General features: G+C 47.6%; 19 protein-coding genes. 4 read left to right on the top strand and 15 right to left on the bottom strand.

Features of this window, described 5'->3' with window-relative positions; translation table 11 throughout:
* Window positions 1–63: 63 nt before the first annotated feature.
* From F4X88_12160 to F4X88_12110, 11 genes are all read right to left on the bottom strand, one after another.
* On the bottom strand, window positions 64–1,290 hold the full coding sequence (locus F4X88_12160) for an AAA family ATPase (GenBank protein ID MYA57045.1): 1,227 nt from the start codon (window positions 1,288–1,290) through the stop codon (window positions 64–66).
* Window positions 1,291–2,586 carry a restriction endonuclease subunit S gene (locus F4X88_12155; GenBank protein ID MYA57044.1) on the bottom strand — a complete coding sequence of 432 codons (1,296 nt, stop codon included), beginning with the start codon at window positions 2,584–2,586 and terminating at the stop codon, window positions 1,291–1,293.
* A gap of 36 nt (window positions 2,587–2,622) precedes the next feature.
* Window positions 2,623–2,871: a hypothetical protein gene (locus F4X88_12150; protein MYA57043.1), complete on the bottom strand. Its 249-nt coding sequence runs from the start codon at window positions 2,869–2,871 to the stop codon at window positions 2,623–2,625.
* Window positions 2,872–2,964: 93 nt separating this feature from the next.
* A complete protein-coding gene (locus F4X88_12145; GenBank protein MYA57042.1) occupies window positions 2,965–4,575 on the bottom strand; it encodes a type I restriction-modification system subunit M in 1,611 nt (536 codons plus the stop codon).
* 499 nt (window positions 4,576–5,074) lie between these two features.
* Complete coding sequence (locus F4X88_12140) at window positions 5,075–6,532, bottom strand: sulfatase-like hydrolase/transferase (GenBank protein ID MYA57041.1); 1,458 nt, start codon at window positions 6,530–6,532, stop codon at window positions 5,075–5,077.
* 138 nt (window positions 6,533–6,670) lie between these two features.
* On the bottom strand, window positions 6,671–7,801 hold the full coding sequence (locus F4X88_12135; GenBank protein MYA57040.1) for a DUF711 family protein: 1,131 nt from the start codon (window positions 7,799–7,801) through the stop codon (window positions 6,671–6,673).
* 18 nt (window positions 7,802–7,819) lie between these two features.
* Window positions 7,820–8,791, bottom strand: a complete 972-nt coding sequence (locus F4X88_12130; GenBank protein MYA57039.1) for an acetyl-CoA carboxylase carboxyltransferase subunit alpha — start codon at window positions 8,789–8,791, stop codon at window positions 7,820–7,822.
* Between the two features lie 116 nt (window positions 8,792–8,907).
* Window positions 8,908–10,428, bottom strand: coding sequence for a BCCT family transporter (locus F4X88_12125; GenBank protein ID MYA57038.1), 1,521 nt, complete (start codon window positions 10,426–10,428; stop codon window positions 8,908–8,910).
* Window positions 10,429–10,532: 104 nt separating this feature from the next.
* The gene (locus F4X88_12120) at window positions 10,533–11,849 is read right to left on the bottom strand and encodes a hypothetical protein (GenBank protein ID MYA57037.1); all 1,317 of its coding nucleotides are present in this window, start codon (window positions 11,847–11,849) and stop codon (window positions 10,533–10,535) included.
* A gap of 524 nt (window positions 11,850–12,373) precedes the next feature.
* Window positions 12,374–14,398 (bottom strand): DUF3352 domain-containing protein, encoded by a 2,025-nt coding sequence (locus F4X88_12115; GenBank protein MYA57036.1) that lies wholly within the window; start codon window positions 14,396–14,398, stop codon window positions 12,374–12,376.
* Window positions 14,399–14,458: 60 nt separating this feature from the next.
* Window positions 14,459–15,514 carry an aldose 1-epimerase family protein gene (locus F4X88_12110; protein ID MYA57035.1) on the bottom strand — a complete coding sequence of 352 codons (1,056 nt, stop codon included), beginning with the start codon at window positions 15,512–15,514 and terminating at the stop codon, window positions 14,459–14,461.
* A gap of 537 nt (window positions 15,515–16,051) precedes the next feature.
* Here F4X88_12110 and F4X88_12105 point away from each other — a divergent pair.
* The 4 genes from F4X88_12105 to F4X88_12090 all read left to right on the top strand — a co-directional run bounded on the left by F4X88_12105 (window position 16,052) and on the right by F4X88_12090 (window position 18,052).
* On the top strand, window positions 16,052–16,729 hold the full coding sequence (locus tag F4X88_12105; protein MYA57034.1) for an HD domain-containing protein: 678 nt from the start codon (window positions 16,052–16,054) through the stop codon (window positions 16,727–16,729).
* 38 nt (window positions 16,730–16,767) lie between these two features.
* Entirely contained in the window at window positions 16,768–16,983 is a 216-nt protein-coding gene (locus tag F4X88_12100) for a DUF433 domain-containing protein (protein ID MYA57033.1), read from the top strand.
* Window positions 16,984–17,041: 58 nt separating this feature from the next.
* Complete coding sequence (locus tag F4X88_12095; GenBank protein MYA57032.1) at window positions 17,042–17,290, top strand: hypothetical protein; 249 nt, start codon at window positions 17,042–17,044, stop codon at window positions 17,288–17,290.
* Window positions 17,291–17,497: 207 nt separating this feature from the next.
* On the top strand, window positions 17,498–18,052 hold the full coding sequence (locus tag F4X88_12090) for an amino acid transporter (protein MYA57031.1): 555 nt from the start codon (window positions 17,498–17,500) through the stop codon (window positions 18,050–18,052).
* Between the two features lie 107 nt (window positions 18,053–18,159).
* On the opposite strand, the gene F4X88_12085 is transcribed toward F4X88_12090, so the two are convergent.
* The 4 genes from F4X88_12085 to F4X88_12070 all read right to left on the bottom strand — a co-directional run bounded on the left by F4X88_12085 (window position 18,160) and on the right by F4X88_12070 (window position 22,564).
* Window positions 18,160–18,801, bottom strand: a complete 642-nt coding sequence (locus F4X88_12085; GenBank protein ID MYA57030.1) for a hypothetical protein — start codon at window positions 18,799–18,801, stop codon at window positions 18,160–18,162.
* 145 nt (window positions 18,802–18,946) lie between these two features.
* Window positions 18,947–20,290: a selenium-binding protein gene (locus tag F4X88_12080; GenBank protein ID MYA57029.1), complete on the bottom strand. Its 1,344-nt coding sequence runs from the start codon at window positions 20,288–20,290 to the stop codon at window positions 18,947–18,949.
* Between the two features lie 184 nt (window positions 20,291–20,474).
* Window positions 20,475–21,356, bottom strand: a complete 882-nt coding sequence (locus F4X88_12075; protein MYA57028.1) for a hypothetical protein — start codon at window positions 21,354–21,356, stop codon at window positions 20,475–20,477.
* 200 nt (window positions 21,357–21,556) lie between these two features.
* Window positions 21,557–22,564, bottom strand: a complete 1,008-nt coding sequence (locus F4X88_12070; protein MYA57027.1) for a DUF362 domain-containing protein — start codon at window positions 22,562–22,564, stop codon at window positions 21,557–21,559.
* Between the last annotated feature and the right edge of the window lie 7 nt (window positions 22,565–22,571).

Genomic DNA, 22,571 nt, shown 5'->3' with positions numbered 1-22,571 from the left:
GCTCTGAGGTCCTTACACCAACAATTCTTCTCCCACGCATGCCTTGAGTCCTTCAAAAGGAATTCAATGTGCACGCACACCTCGCTTCGGACCGCCTGCATTGGTCAACGGATCACCGAATTCAAAGTAACCCTCCATCCAAAGTTTTCCCAACTTCGCGCCAGCATCCAAAAGTTGCTCTACTCCGAGCATATCCGAGGCGCGTTTGCACACTGTGAAACCTTCTTCATCCCGATAGAGCACCCACACTTCCTCAGCACTCAATTCGTTGACAAGGTGAGGCGAATGCGTGGTAACTATGAGTTGAGAAAACATTAGGGCCTCAAGAAACCCCCCGACTAAACCTGTCAACAAACGTGGGTGTAGGTAGTTCTCGGGTTCTTCGATGCCGATCAATTGCGGCGGTTGTGGGTCATGAAACAGCGTCAGGTACGACAACAGTTTCAATGTGCCATCGGAGGCGAACTTCGCCAAGATGGGTTGGTCAAACGGGGCATCTTTAATCTTTAGCAGGCGGCGACCACTCATCATTAATTCTGTGTCAATCTTTTCTAAGCGAGGCACCTGATTTGACAGAGAAGAGATAATTTTTTCCAAACGTTCTGGATATCTTTCTTGCAAGTATTGAATAACATTGGGCAAGTTGTCACCTGTTGTGGACAATCGCTTTTGCGGTCCATCGTTGGTTGCTTGGCGCGTCGCATCGGTAGAAAGGTCGGAGAGATGCCAATCTGTAATAAAACGCCGAAGGGCACCTACGCGGGGATGTCTTGCCAGCTGCCCCAACATATTAGCAGCGAGTGCCGACGGATCATCAAGTTGCTCATTGATCCGTTCGTCCGCCTTATCTGGTGTTTCGCCGGGAATTACACTGCCTTTTCCGTGATGAAAATTGAGGAAACGAACCGGTTTTCCTCTACTACCGAACCTCCGTTGCAGCCATTCGGTTTCAACAAAAGGGTCTTTCATAGGATCTTCGGCAATAGACAGGTGGTAGGTGATAACGGGTGTTTTAGGTTTCTCTCTATATTTCAACTCAAATTCAATCGGTCCATCACAACCTCGTGTCCGCAGTTCCTTAAGTCCCCCTCTCTTGTTACATGCGTGACGCAACCCGATTGTGAAACATTCAGAAAGGAACGCAAAGACATCAAAAAGTGTTGATTTACCGCTACCGTTCGCGCCTAAAAAGACAGTCAACGGTTTAAGTTGTTTCAATTCTATATCCCGTAATGCGCGGTAATTCTTCACACGCAATGATTCAATATGTGGAACAGCATGTTGAGGCATCTAAGTTTCCTCCAACATCTCAGAGGCATCGTCTACGCAGATTTCACCAGATAACAACTTTGGCAGTAGTGTGTCTTGAGTTTGGGCAAGAGTGCGAGATTGATGGGTATTTTCAATGATTTTGTTGATAATTGGCTGTATGAATTCGGCATATTTTTTGGCAATTTCGACGTTAGGCAGCGCGATCTTGTACCTTGACATATCTTTCCAATTTGTTCGTGGCAACGTTGTTCCTCTTGCGTGTGCACTGGTATAAGCGACAAAATTATCGCTGGATACGAGTCCCAAGACAATTCCGAACCATCCCACATTGACTGGTTGAATTACTAAAATGTCAGTTGAGCAAATCCCATCAATAGGCGCAACGCCAACCTTGTGGAAATGTGGGTTAAGTTTGCCTAAGAGGATTTCACCCTTTCTGAAGCGAGATTTATTGCTTTGGATTTCGGAGGCTGTTTCCCATTGAAAAAGAGTTATACTTCGTCTTGGCATGTGTTCTAAGCCGAGGAAACATTCCCTGGAGTCAATTTCGCTTGCTTTTACACTACGTCGAACGTTTTCTGCAATCTCGCCGAGTGTTTGAACCTTCCATCCCTTTGGAATCTTCCCTAGCTGAGAATCTTGAAACGCTGAGGGAAATAAGGCTGCTGTTTCAGTATCCATGAATGGCGGTTTGCGTCCTTCCTTCTTTGCCTTTACGGGGTCAAAGTCTACAAACCATGATTTGAAAATTGCCCGCGCTGTTGCTTCCAGTGTTTCATTCATCTGTTGGTTGAGTTCAATTTTTTGGTCAAGCGTGCCGAGGATGTGAGCGATACGGTGTTGTTCAGACAGAGGCGGAAGTGGAATTTCAACCTCTCTAAGTTCACGTTGAGAAATCCCCAGAACAGTAGTACCTGTGGATCTTGCCTTCAACTGGTTTTGCACAAACGCTGCTTGCATTGCAAACTTCAGATAAGTATTGTTTAATACATCTGGTTTGCCTCTCAAAGTGATAAGTCGCTGACCAAGCGCAACTTTACGATTATCAAGTTGTGCAATCTCGCCCAAAGGAGCTTCAGTCGTCATGACGACATCACCGGGTTCTGGCAATCCCCGATTCATCCATGAATCATAACCTTCGGCAGCGATGAATTCGGTAGGAGTCATTATTCGACCATCTTTGACGATTTTCGCCGTAATTAGCGGAACACCAGAAGGCGTTTTGCGCGGGGTCTTACCGCGATAATCAATAATCGCTTTCATGCTATCTTCTACGGATTGAAGTTTCCATCCATCAGGAAAACCAAACATCATAACCTACCTCTGAGTGAGAATTGTTTTCAAGCTACTTCAATAATACGGAGCGCGATGGAAAACCAGAGCCTCTACAATTTTGGCATCACCAATTTTTTCTTCACTCTCATAGGGTGGATCTCCGTGTTGTCCTTCCCAGTCAGGGGTTCCAGCGTCTAACTGTATTTTTCTGGTGAAAATCCGATTTGGTGAAATGTCGTCATAGCCGTCCTCATAGCCGTTGACAACAACTCGTAAATCGTCAGGATATTTTTCGAGAAATTTTACCAATTCTTTGACTGTCATTTTCTATCTCCTTTGGAATAAGGGCGATATTCTATTAATGCGGAATGACCAATGATAGCGACAATGCATACTATCAGTTCTCTTCCATGAAATTCATGAGTCCTCTCCAAATCCGAGTATCTCTAAATTCTTAGCGATAGTCTCATCCAATCGCCGTGCCTCTGTCATCTGTTCGGTCAATTTCTGTGTCAAGTGTGCTATTGTGGCCTCAAAGGGTTCGCTATCGTCCTTTTGCACTTCTGCCCCAACGTAACGTCCAGGCGTTAGGACGTTGGCGTGCGCTTGGACTTCGGCGAGCGTAGAACTTTTGCAGAAGCCAGGTACGTCTACATATTCCCCGGCACCCTCATCGCCACGCCATGCGTGATAGGTTTCAGCAATGCGTGTGAGTTCCGCACCCGTTAATTCTCGGTGGACGCGGTCAATCATCTTTCCTAACCTGCGAGCGTCTATAAAAAGCGTCTCACCAATGCGTTTCCGAAAACGGTAATTTTCTTTGTTCCTTGCGATAAACCAGAGACACACAGGAATTGATGTGGAATAGAAAAGCTGCCCAGGCAACGCCACCATGCAGTCCACCAAGTCGGCTTCAATAATGTTCTTGCGAATTTCGCCTTCGGTGGCGGTATTGCTGCTCATGGATCCGTTTGCTAATACAAATCCAGCAATACCGTTTGGGGCAAGGTGATAGATAAAATGTTGCACCCAAGCAAAGTTGGCATTGCCAGTAGGTGGGGTACCGTAAACCCAACGTTTATCTTCACGCAATCGGTCACCACCCCAATCGCTGCTGTTGAACGGCGGATTCGCGAGGATGTAATCAACTTTTAGGTCTGGGTGCATGTCGTCGTGAAAGCTGTCAGCGTGTTCCTGACCAAGATTCGCTTCAATGCCGCGAATCGCGAGGTTCATCAGTGCCAATTGTCGTGTTGTCGGGTTAGACTCTTGCCCATAGATAGAAATATCATCGCGCTGCCCGCCGTGTGCTTCGACGAACGCTTCGCTCTGAACAAACATACCGCCTGAGCCGCAACACGGGTCGTAAATCCGTCCTTGATAGGGTGCGAGCATCTCAACGAGGAGCTGCACAACACAGCGAGGCGTGTAGAACTGACCACCCCTTTTACCTTCGGCACTGGCGAATTGTGCGAGGAAGTATTCATAAACCCTGCCCAGTATGTCTTTTGAGCGATTCTCTTTTTCACCTAAACCGATTGTGCTGACGAGGTCAACGAGTTCACCGAGGCGTTGCTTGTCAAGTCCTGGGCGTGCGTAATTTTTGGGCAGAACGCCTTTGAGTCGTGGATTTTCCTTTTCAATTGCGATCATCGCGTTATCAATCAGTGTTCCAATTTCTGGTTGCTTGGCGTTTGCTTGTAAATATGACCAACGGGCTTCCTCTGGGACATAAAAGATATTTTCTGCCAAGTATTCGTCTCTGTCCTCTGCATACTCGAAACGGTCGAGTTCCTCTTTGACATAGAGTTCACTCTGAGGATTAGCAAGTTCTTGAAGCAGGAAATTGTGCTTTTCTTCAAAAGTGTCTGAAATGTATTTAAGGAAAATTAATCCCAACACGACGTGCTTATATTCAGCGGCATCCATGTTGTTGCGGAGTTTATCGGCTGCTTGGTATAAGGTCGCCTCAAAACCGAGCATTGCCCCGTTTTTATTCGTGTTTGTGTCTGATTTCTTTTTTGCCATAGCTTTTGGGTTGTTGGATTTCGTTATATCTATACGAATGTATCATCGGAAATCAGGGTTCTACGTATAAACTGGGAACCTCAGTCATTCACAACTCAACCCAGCCTATATCCACTCGGTAATCAATTATTGTTAAGATCAGGACTTACGCAAATTGGGCAAAAAACAGTGTATTTCCGTGATTTAACCCCCTAAGTCCCCCTTATCAGGGGGACTTTAAGAGAAAATGCGTAAGTCCTAAAGATAATATCACATTTAGCATAGAGATTCAACGATTTTAATTGGGGGGTATAGGCGTTGATTTCAGAATCATGGGGTTAAAGGGGTGGTCGGAAAACGTGGATTGGGAGGTGCGGTTTCATGAAATTTCAGAAAATAATTCGGTAATGCTATATTCTCCCATGCCCGGTAGGTGCGGTTTCCTAACCGCACCGGACTTCACCAATAAATTACCGAATTAATAAATTAATCTTCATCCAACCGCGTTTGGGAATATTATTCAACGCCCTGCGGATGGCGGCGGTGGCCAGTGGAGTCCGCGTTGACCTGATAAGGCCCGGTTGGGAGATGGACGATACGCTCGGTCAGGCAAGCCGACGAGTTTACCGTCTTGTATCCAGTCTTCATCGTCTCCATAGAGTTCGCCGATGAGATGGTTCGTCAGGCGTTCCAGTATTTCAGTATGGCCCGGTGAATCGGCGAGGTCGTTCAATTCCCTCGGATCCTCTTCCAGATCGAAGAGTTGCCGGTGGTTTCCGGTGGCGTAATAAATTAGCTTGAAACGTCCGTCATGAATCATTCGGGTCGCGCTGCCGCCTTCACCAATTTCGCCGTATAACCAATCGCGCTTTTCGTCACCTACCATCGGGATTCCATCTACGGTATCTGGAATGTCAATTCCTGCGAGATGGAGGAGTGTCGGCATGACATCCTGCCATCCGACGAGCCGGTCATCCACCCTATGATGTCCTACGCGTTCATCGCCTGCGGTGCCGACGAGCAGCATCGGAACATTGGCGGAATCCTCATAATAGAGGCGTTTTGCCCACATTCGATGATTTCCGAGCATGTCGCCGTGGTCGGAAGTAAACAAAAGAATCGTATTGTTCAGGAGTCCTTCCTCCCGTAAAGTTCCAATAACAACCCGCAATTGATGGTCGATATGTGTGCAGAGGGCATAAAATGCTTGGCGTGCTGAACGAATTTGATCTTCTGTGAAATGCTCGTCCTGTTTCTGGCGCGCCTTTAAAGGCAGGGGGAGTCGATCGGTTTGCTGCGCCCATTCGCCACAATAGGGCATGTCCACGTCAATATCGCGATACATGTCCATGTAGCACTGAAGGGGTGCTAAGGGTGGATGTGGATGGCAATAGGAAAGGAACCAGAACCCAGGGCGTGTGGGGTCGCGGCGTTTAATCGTCCGCACCATCTGCTGCGTGCTCCAGTTTGTGACGTGGCAGTCTTCAGGAAGATGCCACGGACGGTTGAGATAATCGTTGTTGCACATCCCGTGGGCGAACAGTTGACCCGCATAACCTCTGTCCCCGAGGAAAAGCTCATAGTCATCAACCACGCCGTGCTGCAATCTGCCTTCCTCACCTAACAGCACATCGTCGAAACCGATGCGATCACGCTGGGGATAGATATGCAACTTGCCAACAGCATAGGCTTGATACCCCGCATCCCGAAAGGTCTGTGCGACTGTTGGGAGTCCATTTAATCCCTGCCGATCGTTGAAAACCCTGTCTTTATGGGTGCGTGTTGTTGTGCCGGTCATCAGCGTTTTTCGCGCCGGAACGCAGACGGGACATTCGCTATAACCTCGCGTAAAACGGGTGCCCGCGCGAGCGAGTGTGTCCAGCGTCGGTGTTTGGATGGCTGGATGCCCATTGACACCTAATAAAGAGTTGGGCCAATGATCTGTCGAAATCAGGAGAACATGGGGTTTGTCACTCATGGCTGTCCTTTTTTATCGGTCATATTGCGTAAAGTAGAAGGTTACAATCGGTTCATTCGCATCATCTTATCAAAAGGTATGGCAATTGACAAGCAAAAAAGTTTACAATCAATCTCGTCCTAATGATAAATTCCTTGACTATATCTGCATCACTACAGTATTTGTGAGATAGGGGGAATCAAATTCTGTCATGCAGTGTGCGTCGCATCCTGGAACCGGAAAAAGGCGGACGGATAACGGTTTGTTTAATTGTATAGAGAGCGTGGCGACATCCTTCAGAATAGAGGTAATTTGAGAGGTCGAAGCATTACCGGGTATCGGAATGGTATCCAACCCTGTCCCGCAGACAGTGGAATAGAGGAGGAGACTGTCGAGGTTAAAGTGTCCCGCTGCGCTGCGTTTTCCCAGTCCAACATCTTCAAGGACTGGGAGCATCAATCCCGAATATCCACAGAGAGGTAATGAGAGTGATCGAAGGGTTCGCGTCAAACCAGCAGCAACTGTTAACGTGCCCCGTTCACCAAAGAAACCGGGCAGTTGGTGTTCCATTGCATAAGCGATACTCTCATCACCCATTGGCGCGGGTGACACGTCTATACCGACAAATTTCACGCCCCATTCCTGCGCAAAGGTTTCTGCGAGTGCGACAATCTTCTGTCCTTCGACTTCCATGAGCGTCTTCAGATTTTGCAACGCAATTTCCAGATTAGGGGCATCTGTGAAAGCCTGTTGCACAAGATCCGCCGCTTGCCATCCGATACCGAAGTTAGTTCGGGTGTCTTGCCAGAAGGCGGCTGGGAAAAAAGGGGTGTTTGGTGGACAATTCATCAAGGCTGCGAAACGAAGGTTCCCATAACCGGCATCGGTTCGATGCGCAATTTGCTGAATAACCTCAGCAGTACTTTCCGCTATCTCCGATGCGACATGTCCAGATGGCGTCGTAAGGGTAACAGTAGCGAAGAGGATCTCGCTCTGGATAATTACGTCAGCGAGGCAAGCAATATGCGTTTGGGTGTGCCGTTTTTCAGGTAGGATTGTCCCTAAGTTAAGAAACTCAATTCCGAATGCCCGTGCCTCGGATTCCAACCTTAAGATGGTATCTACGTCCCGATTCTCACCCCAAATTTGGCAACTTACACGAGTTGTTTGGACCTCGTAACCCTTCGCCTCAAAATAGGATTGACAGTCAGCGTTAAATTTTGCTGCACGTTGAAGTTGGTACGGCGAAAAAGGGAGTGGAATGCCTGTGGTAATCGTTCGGATTTTCATAGTGCTCGTATTCACCCATCAAGCATGATCTTCGCCATAAAGTCCTATATGCCGGTAACGATCGTATCTTTGTTGAATCAGTTGTTCGGGGGTCATCTGCATCAATTCAGTGAGGTGTTTACGGACTGCGCGTTTAACGCTGCGTGCAGCGGCTTCCGCATCCCTGTGTGCCCCACCGAGCGGTTCCCGAATAATCTGGTCAATAATCTCTAACTTGAGCAGATCTGGAGCGGTAGGTTTATACCCTTCGGTTGCTTCAGGAGCGTGTTCGCCTTTATCCTTCCACACGATACCACTGCAGGCTTCAGGGGGGGCGACACAGTAGACAGCGTATTCCATCATCAAGACGCGATTTCCAACTGCAATTGCCAAAGCACCGCCACTGCCCCCTTCGCCAATAATGACAGCAAGGAGTGGAACACGCAGGGTCATCATCTCCGCAAGATTTTCAGCGATCGCCATTGCTTGCCCGTATTCTTCGGAACGGAGGTCAAAATGTGCCCCTGGCGTATCGACAAAACATATTAAGGGGCGGTTGAATTTATCAGCTAACTGCATCAATCGTCTTGCCTTGCGGTATCCCTCCGGATGCGTGTACCCGAAATTCATCTCCTGTCGTTCTTCAAGATTCGTGCCTTTTTGCTGTGCAAGGTAGACAAGCGGTTGTCCGTCGAACCAGGCAACCCCCCCCACGAGTGCCCGATCGTCACCGTAGAGTTTATCGCTGTGAAGTTCAACATGTTCATCGAAAAGTGCGTTAATATAAAAGGGGGCTTGTGGGCGTTGCGGATGCCGCGCTAACCGGACTTTATCCCAGCGACTTAGCTTTTGGAACGTTTGCCGTGTAAGCGTATTCGTATTCTGCTTTAGCGCAGTCATCCCTTCTTTCAGGTCTAATTCAGGGTGTGCTTGCGCGAAGGCTTCCAGGTGCCCAAGGTGCCGTTCTAATTCGATAAACGGCTTCTCAAATTCCAGATCTGTCGTGTTCATATTTGTTGACTTTCGGCTTTCGGCGGCGGTTAAAAGATGTTTGATTTAATCAAAACCTCTTAACCGACCACCAATAACCATTCTTCTAACTGCCAAGTGCTGGCAGTCAATTGCTCTTAAGATTGACGTGCTTCGTTACGAAGCCCAATCCAGACACAAGCTCCCATCCCGAATAGCACAGCTGCAAACGGGAAGCCTGCAACGAGGGAGGCAGCCTGCAACGAACTCAGCCCGCCGCCAAGTAACAGCACGATGGCAACAGCTCCCTCAGCCGTGCACCAGAACACTCGGTGAGATACTGGCGCGTCAAGTTTACCCCCCGCCGTGATGGTATCAATGACAAGCGACCCAGAGTCGGATGAGGTAACAAAAAAGATGATCGTTAGCAGCATCGCGATGGAAGAGATCAGGGTCGTCATCGGCAGTTCGTCAAGCATTTTGAACAGCGAGAGTTCTGGCTTATACGCTTCGACAGTTTCTGTCACACCCGTGTAGTTATCACTGGTGATCTGATCCAGGGCAGTGCCCCCAAACGCACTAAACCAGATTAAACACAACAAGGTTGGTAGCAGGAGGACACCGATGATAAACTCACGCACCGTCCGTCCCTTTGAAATGCGGGCGATGAATGTGCCGACGAAGGGAGCCCAAGCGATCCACCACGCCCAATAGAACGTTGTCCATCCATGGAGAAACCCTGTGTCTTCGCGGCCGACCCAGTTGCTGAGGGGTCTCATCTTAGAGATATATTCAGTCAGTCCAGTGAATATACCTTTAAATATGGCGATTTTCGGACCGACGACGATGACAAAGAGTAGGAGCAAAAACGCGAGAATCACGTTTAATTGGCTGAGACGTTTGATACCTACATTCAGCCCCGTCAGCACGGAGATGAGCGCGGCTGCGGTTATTACAACGATCAGGACTACCATGGTGGTGTTAGTCGCGGGAATCCCAAAGAGATAGTCGAGTCCGGCGGTCACCTGCTGGGCACCTAAGCCGAGTGAAGTGGCGAGTCCGAACAAACTGGCGAAGACAGCGAGCGTATCAATGACATGACCCGGCCAGCCCCAAATGCGATCACCGAGCAAGGGATGGAATGCCGAGCGAATGGTGAGTGGGAGCCCCCGGTTGTAGGCGAAGAATGCCAGGGCAAGTCCGACGACACCGTAGACTGCCCAGCCGTGTATGCCCCAGTGAAATGTCGTTGCTGCAATACCGATAGCTGTATCGGTGTTTGCTTCACCTCCGAGCGGAGGACTCATAAAGTGTTGGACGGGTTCTAAGACCCCGAAGAATAGGAGCCCGATACCAATGCCAGCTGCAAAGAGCATGGCGAACCAAGTGAGGTTGGAGTATTCAGGAACGGCATCCCGCCCGCCGAGTCGGACCTTGCCCAATGGGGAGACAATCAGAAATAGACAGAATACCACAAGGAGGTTAACAATGTCCATAAACCACCAGTCGAAATTTGTGGTGAGCCATTTTCGGGTGGCACCGAAAAGGTTTGTTGCACCTTCCCGGAAGACGAGGGACCCGATGACAAAAATGACGATGGCGATTGAGGAAATGAGAAAAACCGGAGTCAGCCCAAATATCTTGGTGTCGTTCTGGAGGTGTTTTCCTTCTTCGTGCATTTTCAAAATTCTCCTTTTAGAGTTGATTTGGCGGTTTTTCAACCGCGCACGGAATGGAGTGTGCACTTACAAAATGCACACCCACTGGAAGGTCGCGTAGCCGATTAGAAATAATAACCGAAGTTAAAGTTAAGGCGCCAATGCCATACGTTATTTCCGTTGGCACCAACGTGACTAACTCCTGTCAGGATATTTCCGTAGTCATCTCCCGTGTTGCCCACAAAAAAGTTGCCATTCGAAAGTGCCAGATCACTGTAGACATATAATGCTCCCAAGATTGTCCAACTTGCACCGAGCGTCACGAGGGTGCTGGCGTTGTAGTCATCTACAGTTTTGAGGATAGTGCTCCATTCCGCATACGGGGTAAGGCTGTCAACCCATGAGATACTTGAGGTATCTATACCGCCGTATCGTAGCGAGAGCGCAGGTATTAATCCTGTTGAGGCGATGGGCCATGCAAAGTCGTAAGCCCCCATCGGAATTAGGTCCCCAGTCCCCCAAGGGGTTTTATCGGTGATATTATGGGCGTAATAGGAGAATTGTGAAAAGAGTGTGAAATCTGCGAACGAGTTCTTGATGTGTCCGGAAAACGCATAATGGTTCCCACTATCGTCATCCCCAACATTTGTTCCCGCCAATAATCCGTATTGCAGCGACACACCCACGTCTGCGATGTTTTCAAGTGCGTAGATGGCGCGGAGATTAAATTGATGTCGCTCATCAAACCCGTTTTCCCCAGCCCCCCACTCAACGGTGCCTTTGGCATCGGCTTTTTCTTCCCATTTGACAATGTCATAACTGTATCGCGAACTCGCCAGGCTGCCATACTGTATCAGCTGAGGGTCGCTCATAGGATAGTAACCGACATCGAGCGTGAGTTTATCAAAGGTAGTGTTCCAGGTGACTCCTAAGTCCATGTCGTCGGCGAGTCCTACGTAAAAATGTTGGTCAAAAAACCAACTCGTCGAAACACCATAGGCGGTCGGACCGAAGGGAACTCGCACAATACCCGCCTTAACTGTGCCAGAATCACCGAGTTTATACCCTAACCATGCGGTGTGTATCATGCTGTAGCCATCATACCACCGGTATTCAAGCCGACTGATGATGTTGTTATAGTCCAAATCAGCATTGAGGCGGAATATCTCAAGGTCAACATCCCCGATCTTTTCACCTCGCGGATGTGGAGCATCCTCACTGCCATAAGCACCATAGGCGTAGTTGACACGCATTGCTCCGCCGACTTTAATCGGACTCTTCTTGGGTGCCGGAGCCTCAACAGCCTCTGCTGTATCTTCGGTTGTATCAGCAATGGCATAAGCAGAAGCGATTAGCAAAATCGCAATGCTGAAGCCGAAGATGTATTGATATTTTCGATTTTCTATAAAAAACAAATTCATGAAACCTCTATATTTGTGCACGAGCCTTTCCTCCTCAGTAAGGTGACGCCGTCCAATAAAATTTATTCAAACTCTCGATAACGCCCGAAGTAGCAACTTAAGGTTATATAACCCAAGTTGATAGTTTGTAGCATAACCTATTAGGGTGTGCATCTCAGAACGCAAACTGAAAGTTTACGCTACAAAACACCTACCCATAATGACCCATTTCAATGAAAAACGGTATCTGCATGCCGAAATCTTGTAAGTAGCAACTTGGGTTTATATAGTGATAACGCAAGTTGCTATCTATAATATTTTAGACAGGCGGACAGCATGCCTCATCCAGAACGGTTCACGCATTCTATATTTTCACATACGTTAAGAGTATATATTACTAAAAACTTCATGTTTTGTCAAATTTTAAATCGTTATATCATTATAAAGTCAACGGATGTAGAGTGAACACAATTTTCGAGACTTCAAAAGTGATAATAAATCAATTTTGTTTTTTTCAAAAAAATGAAGTCTATATCTAACTATATGGTAAACCAGAAAAATGGACCTTATTGCATCTGCCCCATACCCTGCATCATCGCAAAAATTTGGATGAGTTGCCTGAAATCGCCGAGGGTCAGCAGAAGTTCCGCGCCGATGCCATCGTCTTGGACTTTCGCGGAAAAACCGATGCTATAATGCTCTGGCAAATTCATAAACATTCCCGACATCATTTGCAATGCGGCTGCACCATTCGGATCCGCTACCTTCGCAATAATGGGTAGGAGACTTTTAACCAGGGTTATTGGAGAAATAGCAAAAAACAGGTTACTCTCCAAGCCTAAAGCCGTGACCAATTTTTCATAACTCGGTTCCCCAGAGAAACTGGGGACAGTCGCCATCCCTGCTCTGTTGTCCAGGTTCATCTTTAGGAGTTCAGGGCTGCCCGTCACTATAAATAAGTGATCATCAGTAATAGCATAGTACCAATGCCATTCCTGTGGCATCAACCCGGCAGCCTCGGGTGGCATCGTTCCGAAAGCACTACCGAAATTTGGAAAGACGTAACTTTTAATCTCAACGCCATTATGCATCATGGGTTCGCCTGGATGCGCCCCTTTGTACATGTCCAGATTAGCACTATCGCCAATCATGTTTCGAGCGAATGCCATTGAGTCTTGGAGTTGTTTCAGTAACGCCTCTTCCATGTAGGCTTTTGCGCTTTGTTTATCTCTCAACTCATAGATAACTAAATAATCCGGGAGGATACTGCTACCGAAATTGATAGAGAAAGCCCATTCTTCACCGAGAGCCTCGTAAAAATCGTTCATCTGTTTGGTAAGGGACGCGAGCATCTCAGTCTGTTCCGGGTTGGAGTCCTGTGCAAGTATTTTCAGCCAGAACATGCTCATCTCAATCAGCAGTTCGGGTGTCCCCTGAAGGGCACCGTTCGTGAATGCCGGGCTTGGAAGTTCGTTAAGGAGGGTCAATTCGTTGGGAGCCATCCCTTTTAACGCGTTCTGAATTCCGCCATTGCTCTGGAACTTCAGAAATGGAGAGAGTTTCACATCGGTGCCTTCTACTTCCAACGTGGCACTCAGAGATTTCAGCTGCTCAATAAAATCTATCGCGCCAACGAACATACTTTCAAAAATGGGCGATGCTGCCATGGCTGCAGGATCGCTTTCAAGGCTGTCCTTCATTGCTTCCGATTCACCCTTCAGTGCCACGCTCAACAGAGGCGCGATTGATTCCAGATTAAAGTGGACTGCGAGCTGTGCAGTCCCTCCTGATACCTCAGCAAGGAAAGTGCTATAATCGGGATCGGTTGTAACAGCGGGTTTTGTTTTCTTATAGGTGTCGATAACGTTTTCACAGACTTCAGAGGACTGAGAAAAAATGAGGATGTTATCTATAATGGCGAAGCTACCGCCCCCACCAGCGGCGTTCCAATAGGTTACGCCGTTATACTCTATAGATGCCCTGCCCTCGCTCTCGGCATCAATGACCTGTTTCATAGCCGCAGGATCAGTGAGATGCACGGTTGCGGAGAGATCGTGTGGGTGCAAGGAGGTCATGAAGATGGCAAAATCTTGATTCATATCCAGCCCAATTTCCTCCAATTCACTAAGATTCTCAAAGCCAGCCCCAAACGTATTTGCTAAAATTTTGGCGATGATCTCCGGATTTTCAGCGGTCGGCATCAAGTCCATCGCCAACATGTTAACCCGATCGTTTAACGCATTCAAACTCGGACAATAGATGATTCCCGCTGTGTGTTCCGGTATCAGATGCAACACGCTGCTGTCTGGAATCTCTACCAGCGGCATTGCTTCTTCAGGTTCGACTTCACGATGCGTTTCCTCTTCAGCTGTATGGGGGTCTTCGTGTGTTTCCTCCGACGATTCGCTATGTTCATCAAGGTCTTGTTCTATGGTCTGTGATTCTTCTTGTTTTTCCTTTGGTTCTTGTTGTGCTATAGGGGCTTCGGTGGTAATTGGGGCTGGAGGGGGCTCTTTTGCGCTGCAACCAACGAATATCAACGTTGTCAGGAACACTAATGCAATCAGGGGTAAAAACAGACGTTTCTTCATTATCAATTTCTCCTGAGGTGTGAGACAACCTATTGGTATATCCACACCAAATTTATAGTATTAATTTTGGGTTTTTGATATTTTTTCTTGGAGTGCATTAATTTCCGCATTGGAAGTCAATACACCGATTTCGACTTCATAGTGCCTACGGCCACCGGGTTCGATATATTGTAGAGCACCCCGTTCGCGTTCCTTTGCCCTGCCTTCTACCCTGCAATTCGAGGGTTCTAAACCGAAGACATAGCTGCCTTCGCCACACATCTTCCACTGGACAAAATGTGGAAACTGCGTTTTGTGATAGCGGACCGATACACCGATACCTTGCCCACCGTTAAAATTGCGGTTTACAAGCGCGACGTGGATGTGGTTATCAACATCTGGTTCCATTTCGTGATAGAAAACTTCTTCTTGAAAATCGACAGTTGGCGGTTCGCAGAGATTATAATTGTTTAGATTTGCGGCAGCTTGTTCATCTCGTGGGGTCACTTGTGACGAAGGGGCAATCAATTCGCTGTTTTGGGTAAGGATTGGGAATCCGATATTAATATGGAAGAGGTACATGTGAGGTGAATCTTGGTATCCCACGTTTTCGACGATATCCTCAATATGCAACGTCCGAGAACCTAATTCGGTCCAAATTCTACGGGTGCGAATGAGATTTTCACCCAACGCGGCGGTTTCTCTCACCTTGCCCTGCGCCCATAGCATATAGCGCTGTCCTTCCCATCGGCTGTCCACCCAAACGTTTTTGGCAGGGATATGTGAGACTCTGCCGTGAAGCCCGAATGCCTCATCGTCATCTTCTCCGGGGACACCCACTTGTCGCATACCGCAAGTTGTCAGCAAGCCGCCATAAAACCCTCGTAGCCACCCCAGCCCCTCTGGTTCATAATGTGCCGGACTGACATCGCCTGTACTCGAACGCCAACAGAGCGGGATGCCCTGATATTCTGCATACGATACATCCAAACCGCGACTGGGTAGCACGGTGAAATTAAGACCGCTACCGGTTCGGAAGTCGATAGCGTCAACGCCCTTTTCGTTGCCATCCGTTAATTGGTACATTTTGGCATGGGCAATTTGCGATACATCTCCGACGTGGCGAAGCAGTTGCATTCTGTCATAGGTTGCTCCATATAAGTTTATCAAATGGGATTCCCCTTTCTGGTGCAGCTTGATAATTTCTATTCAAGGGCGTTGCCTTCAGGCACATGTTAAGAAGGTAGGTCACACTTTCTGTATTCCGTTGCTGAGAGAAAATTATAGCATATATGGGAAAAAAAAGCAAGTTTTTCGTTTCAGTATCGGTAGAAATAATCACGTGATGTTCATCTTCTTTCAATAGCATTTCAGTTGCTACGATTTGAGTCTTGTGGTATTCTTAATACTGTTGAAAACGAGGTGTACTAACTGGAAAATTCTGCTGTGACGAATGCCTTCACGTAGAATATTTGATATTAATCTTAATCTGTGGGTGATTTATAGTAAAACCAAAAATAAATAGACATTTGTCCCTCCCTTGGTAGGGTTTTTGCTAGGTAGTGTTTACATTGTGGCTCCGGATCCAGTCATGGCAAGGCTTCCATAGTTCTGCAATATCCATTTGATCTATAGACGTAAATTCTGATAGGCACTGACTTCCGGACGATTTTGATGATGGAATGTAAACACAACGTAGGGTGTTTCCTCAATTTCTTCAAGGTTTCTAACCTCGCCGGTGCGGAGTGTCTAATTAATTCTAAACTTTACTCTAAAAGAAGATTCTCTATGATTGAAACTGTAAAAAACAAGGTTGAGCAGATTGTTGAACAGGCTTGTGCCGCTGATACGAATATTTTCGGTTACGACATTTGGACCCACCATATCCTACCAGTCGTTCATAACGCAAAACAACTCGCCCCACGCTTTGATGCTGATCCCGAAATTGTGGAATTTGCGGCGTTACTCCACGATTACGCCAGCATAAAGGACGAAGCACTCTATGCGGATCATCATATCCATGGTCCGATTGAAGCAGAGAAACTGCTTAAGCGTTTCGGCTATCGAAAAGAGAAAACGGAAGCTGTCAAGGACGCTATTGCAACACATCGAGGAAGTGTAACAGTTAAACATCGGAGTGCAGAGGGAGCGTGCCTTGCCAATGCTGATGCCATGTCTCACATTGAACAGGTGCCTTCACTTTTGTACTTGGCTTATGTTCATCACGGAATGGGAATTGATGAAGGTAAAGTATGGGTCAAAGCAAAACTGCAACGGAGTTGGCAGAAACTGCAAGAAGATGTCCAAGACATGGTTAGAGACAAGTATGAAGCCGCTTTGAGGATACTCTGACATAAATTCCATATAACCCTTTTCAAGGAGGTTCACCAATGAAAAAAGAACATATTGTTTCGCGCAACCCAAAAGTGATGAATGGAGCCTTAGTTTTCGCTGGTACCCGTGTACCCGTCGAGATTTTAATTCAACATCTAACGGCAGGGGACTCACTCAACAAGTTTCTTGATGACTTTCCGACGGTATCTCAAGAACAGGCTGTCGCGTATCTTGAGATGACATTAGAGGTTGCTGATGCGCGTGTTGCTTGATGAAAACCTACCGCATCAACTGTGAGAATTATTTGAATACAACATCGAAGTGTTCTCAGTGAGTTATCGTGGTTGGCAAGGAAAAGAAAATGGTGAACTGTTGAGAATCGCAGCGAATGAGTTTGACGCTTTTATCACAATGGATCGAGGTATTCCCCATCAACAGAACTTAGGTGAAATTAATATCGGGATTATATTGTTGGAAGCGAAGAGTAACCGTTTTGAAGACCTTGCCCCGTTGATTTCTGAAGTCAATGCTGTACTGAAAACACTTAAAAATGGGCAAATTGTGCATGTAAGACTCTAATAACTCATTATTTAATGGTGTGAGTACCGTGTATATTCATGTTAGAAATCTATGAAAAATTCAGCAAAGATTATGTGAATAAGGAAAATTTATTAAATGCTTAAATTCAGCGAATTGAAAAGAGTTCCATTGCGTGAAAAATGGAAACATGAAGCGAGTGAATTCACACCGTGGATGGCAGAACATATTCAAATTGGGACGTAACTAATGCAAACGAAGGAGTCACTCATTAACAGTGAATGCGAAATTTCTATGACTATTAACAAGGTTCACTGGTTTCTCGATCTGTTTGATGAACTCGGTATTACAGTTTGGGTTGATGGTGGATGGGGTGTTGATGCACTATTGGGCGAATGCACTCGGAAGCACCAAGATCTGGACATCATGATTTCATGGGAAGATTCAGCAATACTCACCGAGGCACTTTTCGCTCGAGGCTTTGTTGATATTCATACCGATGATCGTAAAGATCGAAACTTCGTGATGGGACATCAATTGCATGGGAGGATCGATTTTCATGTCATCGAACTTACCGAAGGCGGCGGCGCCATCTACGGTCCCGGTGAAATCGACTGGGTAATCACCGAATCGGAGTTGAGTGCTGTTGGTCTTATTGGAGGGCGGGCGGTCCGGTGTTTATCAGTAGATTACCAAGTCCGTTCGCACGTTGGTTACACGTTGCAAGATACAGATTTTGCTGATATGCAAGCACTGCAGGAGAAATTCGGCGTTAAGTTGCTTGCTGAGCAGATTAACGTTTAGCAAAACAATTATGCCATAGGGAAGATAGGCGAGGTTAGGAAACCTCGCCTACCAGGTAGGGAATCTTCCTGAAAAAGTCGAGGGCGGAAACCTCTCTTACAGGTCTCTTAATGCTTCCAGAAGAGCGTAACAACACCCGCAATCATCAAAGCGATAGACCATAACAGATCCATGTTAAACCACGCCTTACGAAGCAGCGCAAGTCCCACCACCTCGTAAACGATAATTGCTACAATCCCCATCACGACGAAGAAACTGAGCGTATGCACCCCAACTGCCGACAATAACATCGTCGCGTTGTGTGCCATGCTTGCAGGAGCGTGGTGCATGTGCCCGGATGCCTCGGCAACGGGGGTTCGCAATAGAAGCGGTGCCAGCATCAAACCCGCCCCGTGAGCGGATGCCATCAGAAATGACCAAATCGTTAAGTCTTTGAAGTTAACACGCATCCCGACCCACTTCGGATGCCGCGCTCGGAAAAACTTATAGACGCCAAAACCGAACAATACGGTTGCACAGGCGATACGCAGCACGTCTTCTTGGAGTTGTTGCTGTGCTAAGGCAATGACGAAAACCACAACTGCGATGGATATTGCGTGTCCGAGTGCCATTGGGAAGAGCGCACCGATAACTGCACTTCTCCGCTTTTCTTGCATGCCCAATGCGACAGCAAAAAGCCATCCCATCCCCGGATTAATACCGTGAAATACGCCGAGGAGCGTATAGCTTAACCATGAAACAGTATCCATAAAAAAATATCTTTCCAGTGATATATAAGGGTGCGACAAGAAAACTTGTGCACCCTGTTTTTAAACGGTATTGTAGTGACATGCTCACTTCGGGAATGAGATTGGAAATCTCCCCAGGGCACCCATCAGGAATACCATTTGATTCTTATGAGTAGCAAAAAGTATCGGAAGAACTATCTCCGCCCTGCAACCGAATCTGATGGGCGCGACTCTCGCCGAAGTCTACAAAGAAGTCGGGATCCAGTTCCAATCCACCGTCTTCTCCGTTCACATCCGCCTTCACCATCCATCCGTTGGCACCGTCGGGGTAGAATTGATTATCCCATGCGACGTAGAGGGAATTGGTGAAGTAAAGACGTTTGCCATCTCGACTCAATTCAACCATCTGTGGACCGCCACTCACGGGTCCCGCAGCCGGATGCGGATGCGATTTTGTAATCCCACCTATTTCGATAGTTCCTGTATGCTTTGGATTAAATGGATCCGAAACGTCGTATTGCAACATCTCTCCGGTGCCCCAACAGGAGACATACAGGAATCGGTCATCCAATGAGAGGATGTGATCAGTGACAAGGGGCGGGATCATCCCTATATCTTTCAAAGCAGGTGGCAAGTCATCTGGATTTTCAGGTACCTGTGCCGGAATATCAATAATCTTTTGGATATCCCAGTGGTCTCCATCTTTATACCACGTCCAAATGGAACTCGACAGATCGTTCATATTAAGCACGGCATTGACGAACCCATACGCTTTGGTCGGATCGTGTGCAGGACGTAATTCCAAGATCATCTGATAATCATCGCCCAAGTCCAGGGTCTGAATGTTTTTCCGATGCCGGATGTCCCAGATATGAATCTTATGACCGAATTTGCGCGCCCCTAAATCTTCAAGGCTCACCCCATTTTCGATCATCGCTGGCGTGCCCCACTCACTGGTAACGGCAATGTCGTAACCCAAGTGCCACCAGAAATCATAGGACAGGGATTGAGGACCGCGTTCTACTTCCCACTGTCCCAGAATATTGAAGTTATAGTGATCCATGAGGAAAATACCCCCAGGTCCTTCTTCAGAACCTGCTGAAGCCAAAGCACTGACATAAATGCCTTCAGGACCACAATGGACTGTATGCGGACGGGTATATCCGGAACGCGACTCAACTTCACTGGCATCCAACGTTTTAATGAGTTTCGGTGCCTTTGGGTTCTCCTTGACATCAAGGATATAGATATGAGAACCGCGCAGTGCTGGCACAACAAGATAACGCCGTTCTACATAGGGGTGTGGTGCGTAGGGACAGAGTGCTGCACTACACGCATTCCAACCGAAGTGGTGGATTTCATCACGAACACCGAGCTCCAGTCTATGGACCATCTGGCCGTAGGTGTCAGACGCTTTGTTGAGGTCAACCACACACATAGCGTCGGGGTTGCCGTCATCTCTCGGCGCAGCGACATAGGCGACATCTTCAATTGGTGCCTCAATCGCCATCTTTGGGGACGGATAAAAGGTCGGATCGGGTCTCCACTGTTGTAACAAAGTTATTTCTCCTTAATTTAAGAGTTGTCAGTTATGGGTTATTAGTTTTCGGCGAAAGAGTGTCTCTTTTATCATTCGCCTTCCGGGTGCCACCGCGTTTGGATACATTGCCCCTGAAGCGGCTCTTAACTGACGATTATTCCGCGTCGTTTTGTGCGCGGTCGAGCCAGCCAGGCAGTTTGATGCTCTCAGAGAGCTGCCACGCAGTTAAGTAGAGTGAAGCCGTCCAACGCACTCCTTCACGCGCTCGAGCATTTGTAAAATCAACCACTGCAGGTGTCGGATCTTTCAAGTTTTGCCAGTCTTTGACAAGTTCGTAAACGCCGCCTACGAAACTGAATTCCGCTTTAACCTGCTTTACGATTGCTGGCATTAAGTCGCCAACGGCTTCAATCTCTTGTGCTTTCGCGAGTTCTGTCGGATCCAGTTTCAACATTTCAATGGCTGAATCCACTTTTTCATGGATACCCGCATGTAAGCGCGTTCCGTCCTCCTGAACAATACCATCGAAATGGATTGTCAGGTGCAGCGGTTGACACATATCCTGCGCATAGTGAGATAAGAATCCCGCATAGAGAAAGCATTTGTACTGAATCATCGGATTGTCGGGCCACTTCCGGTACTCCGCGAAAGCGAAAGCGAGTCTTTCTGTCCATTCTGCCACCGCATAGGGGAGTGTACCAACCGTCCGCGGCGTCAGTCCCAACTCAGCACACAACTTAATGTGTGCCTCGCGTCCCTCTGGAATCGGGTGATCTTTTAGCAATTCTACATCAATGTAATGTTCACTGTATTCAGCCTGTCGCGCGTGTGGTAGGCTACGATTCTTTGATAGATCTGGGTCGTAGGCGCAGTGAGCGATCATTTTTCCGGCGGCTCGAAAAAATTCTGGCATCTCTTCGGGAAGTACCTGGGTGGATGCCCGTGTCATGATATCGTGTCCACCGCCCCACCATGCCCACGCAGGTGTAGTGAGAAATATCGAAAATAGAATAAGAATATTATAGAAACGTTTCATTTTTTAATTTTCCCTTGCGGTTCGTTCAGGTGAATTCGTTAAATACCGTCAATCGACGTATATCCGCCTGCGTGTTTTTGCGAATCAGAATCAACGGTATGAAGCCCGTGTGGGCTTCCCCGGGTATGAATGCCGTGTGGCATTCCCCGGGGTATTTCTGCGTATTGTTGCAGGCTACAATCAAATTACCGATAAAATTGTTAGTCCGCTGCCAAATATTCTGTGTGACTCGTTTCCTGCCATTGGAACTGGAGTTCAGCGGTTTCATGGGGCTTGAACGCTGTCGCAACTGACGCTACAGCGGGGCCGATGATGTCAATGTTGCCGAGATCTGCGGTGCCGTATCCTAACGCATTGGCATAGTGGAACAACCCTATCTCCAACGGCTCAAATCCCATCGCTTTGGTCGTAACTGCGTCCGCTGCGAACACATCTCCGCTTGCCACTGCGATACCGAGAGGCACAGAATCCGTGCCACCGGGTCCGTTGCCTTGTAACCCAACCGTGCCATCAACAATAGCGATGTCGGGCTTAAGGTGGCGTGAGAGGCGAAGTAGGTTGATATTCAACGTCTGCGCTTCACGTGGGAGCACTCGGTCTGCGTGACTGTGGTAGCCGTGCATTTTAATCCGATCTTCCTTATGCAAGGTGCCCATAATCATATTCTTCATAGCGAGCGTTACAACACCAGCATCATGTGTTTTCGCAATAGCAACAGAGAGAGTACAGGGACAATCCAATACTATCTTCGGCATCCTCACGGTATCCTCATTACGTTCAGCAAGAAAGACCGTGGTTTCTACCCATTCGGTTTCCTGATGCAAATCCACGAGCCGGATTGGGAGATCGTATTCGGCTTGAAGGGCTTCATACCCGAAAACTTGGAATGCCTCGCCAGAGAATGCTTCATTCGCGCCCTCAGCGACAATTATCTCTTTTGGCGGATGTGGTGTGCTCAGCAGAAAATCAATCGCACCGCGCATCGCATCAACGTGCGAGGAGGCGAGTTGATTCGTGCTGGAGAGGAAATTCGGTTTTAACAACACCTGCTCACGAACTTTCGGTGTGAGCGCCTCGCGTATATTGTCCAACGCTTCAAAAACGTTAGAACGCCGCCTGCCGGTTTTGGCAAGCCCAACTTTCGTACCCATCGGTTCCTCCTGACCTTTTGTGGGTGCTCCTAATCTTTCCCGATGTTCTTTGTTCATACCGAAA

The sequence above is a fragment of the Candidatus Poribacteria bacterium genome (assembly GCA_009839745.1).
In the GTDB taxonomy this organism is placed as follows: Bacteria; Poribacteria; WGA-4E; order WGA-4E; family WGA-3G; genus WGA-3G.
This window is presented reverse-complemented; position numbering and strand designations above follow the sequence as displayed.

Excerpts from the sequence above, each read along its gene's own strand:
- F4X88_12090 (MYA57031.1), top strand. The coding sequence starts at position 17,498 with ATGCAAACGAAGGAGTCACTCATTAACAGTGAATGCGAAATTTCTATG.
- F4X88_12130 (MYA57039.1), bottom strand. The coding sequence starts at position 8,791 with ATGAACACGACAGATCTGGAATTTGAGAAGCCGTTTATCGAATTAGAA.
- F4X88_12075 (MYA57028.1), bottom strand. The coding sequence starts at position 21,356 with ATGAAACGTTTCTATAATATTCTTATTCTATTTTCGATATTTCTCACT.
- F4X88_12110 (MYA57035.1), bottom strand. The coding sequence starts at position 15,514 with ATGCAACTGCTTCGCCACGTCGGAGATGTATCGCAAATTGCCCATGCC.
- F4X88_12070 (MYA57027.1), bottom strand. The coding sequence starts at position 22,564 with ATGAACAAAGAACATCGGGAAAGATTAGGAGCACCCACAAAAGGTCAG.
- F4X88_12105 (MYA57034.1), top strand. The coding sequence starts at position 16,052 with ATGATGGAATGTAAACACAACGTAGGGTGTTTCCTCAATTTCTTCAAG.
- F4X88_12080 (MYA57029.1), bottom strand. The coding sequence starts at position 20,290 with ATGGCGATTGAGGCACCAATTGAAGATGTCGCCTATGTCGCTGCGCCG.
- F4X88_12160 (MYA57045.1), bottom strand. The coding sequence starts at position 1,290 with ATGCCTCAACATGCTGTTCCACATATTGAATCATTGCGTGTGAAGAAT.
- F4X88_12125 (MYA57038.1), bottom strand. The coding sequence starts at position 10,428 with ATGCACGAAGAAGGAAAACACCTCCAGAACGACACCAAGATATTTGGG.
- F4X88_12100 (MYA57033.1), top strand. The coding sequence starts at position 16,768 with ATGAAAAAAGAACATATTGTTTCGCGCAACCCAAAAGTGATGAATGGA.
- F4X88_12150 (MYA57043.1), bottom strand. The coding sequence starts at position 2,871 with ATGACAGTCAAAGAATTGGTAAAATTTCTCGAAAAATATCCTGACGAT.
- F4X88_12135 (MYA57040.1), bottom strand. The coding sequence starts at position 7,801 with ATGAAAATCCGAACGATTACCACAGGCATTCCACTCCCTTTTTCGCCG.
- F4X88_12140 (MYA57041.1), bottom strand. The coding sequence starts at position 6,532 with ATGAGTGACAAACCCCATGTTCTCCTGATTTCGACAGATCATTGGCCC.
- F4X88_12115 (MYA57036.1), bottom strand. The coding sequence starts at position 14,398 with ATGAAGAAACGTCTGTTTTTACCCCTGATTGCATTAGTGTTCCTGACA.
- F4X88_12085 (MYA57030.1), bottom strand. The coding sequence starts at position 18,801 with ATGGATACTGTTTCATGGTTAAGCTATACGCTCCTCGGCGTATTTCAC.
- F4X88_12145 (MYA57042.1), bottom strand. The coding sequence starts at position 4,575 with ATGGCAAAAAAGAAATCAGACACAAACACGAATAAAAACGGGGCAATG.
- F4X88_12155 (MYA57044.1), bottom strand. The coding sequence starts at position 2,586 with ATGATGTTTGGTTTTCCTGATGGATGGAAACTTCAATCCGTAGAAGAT.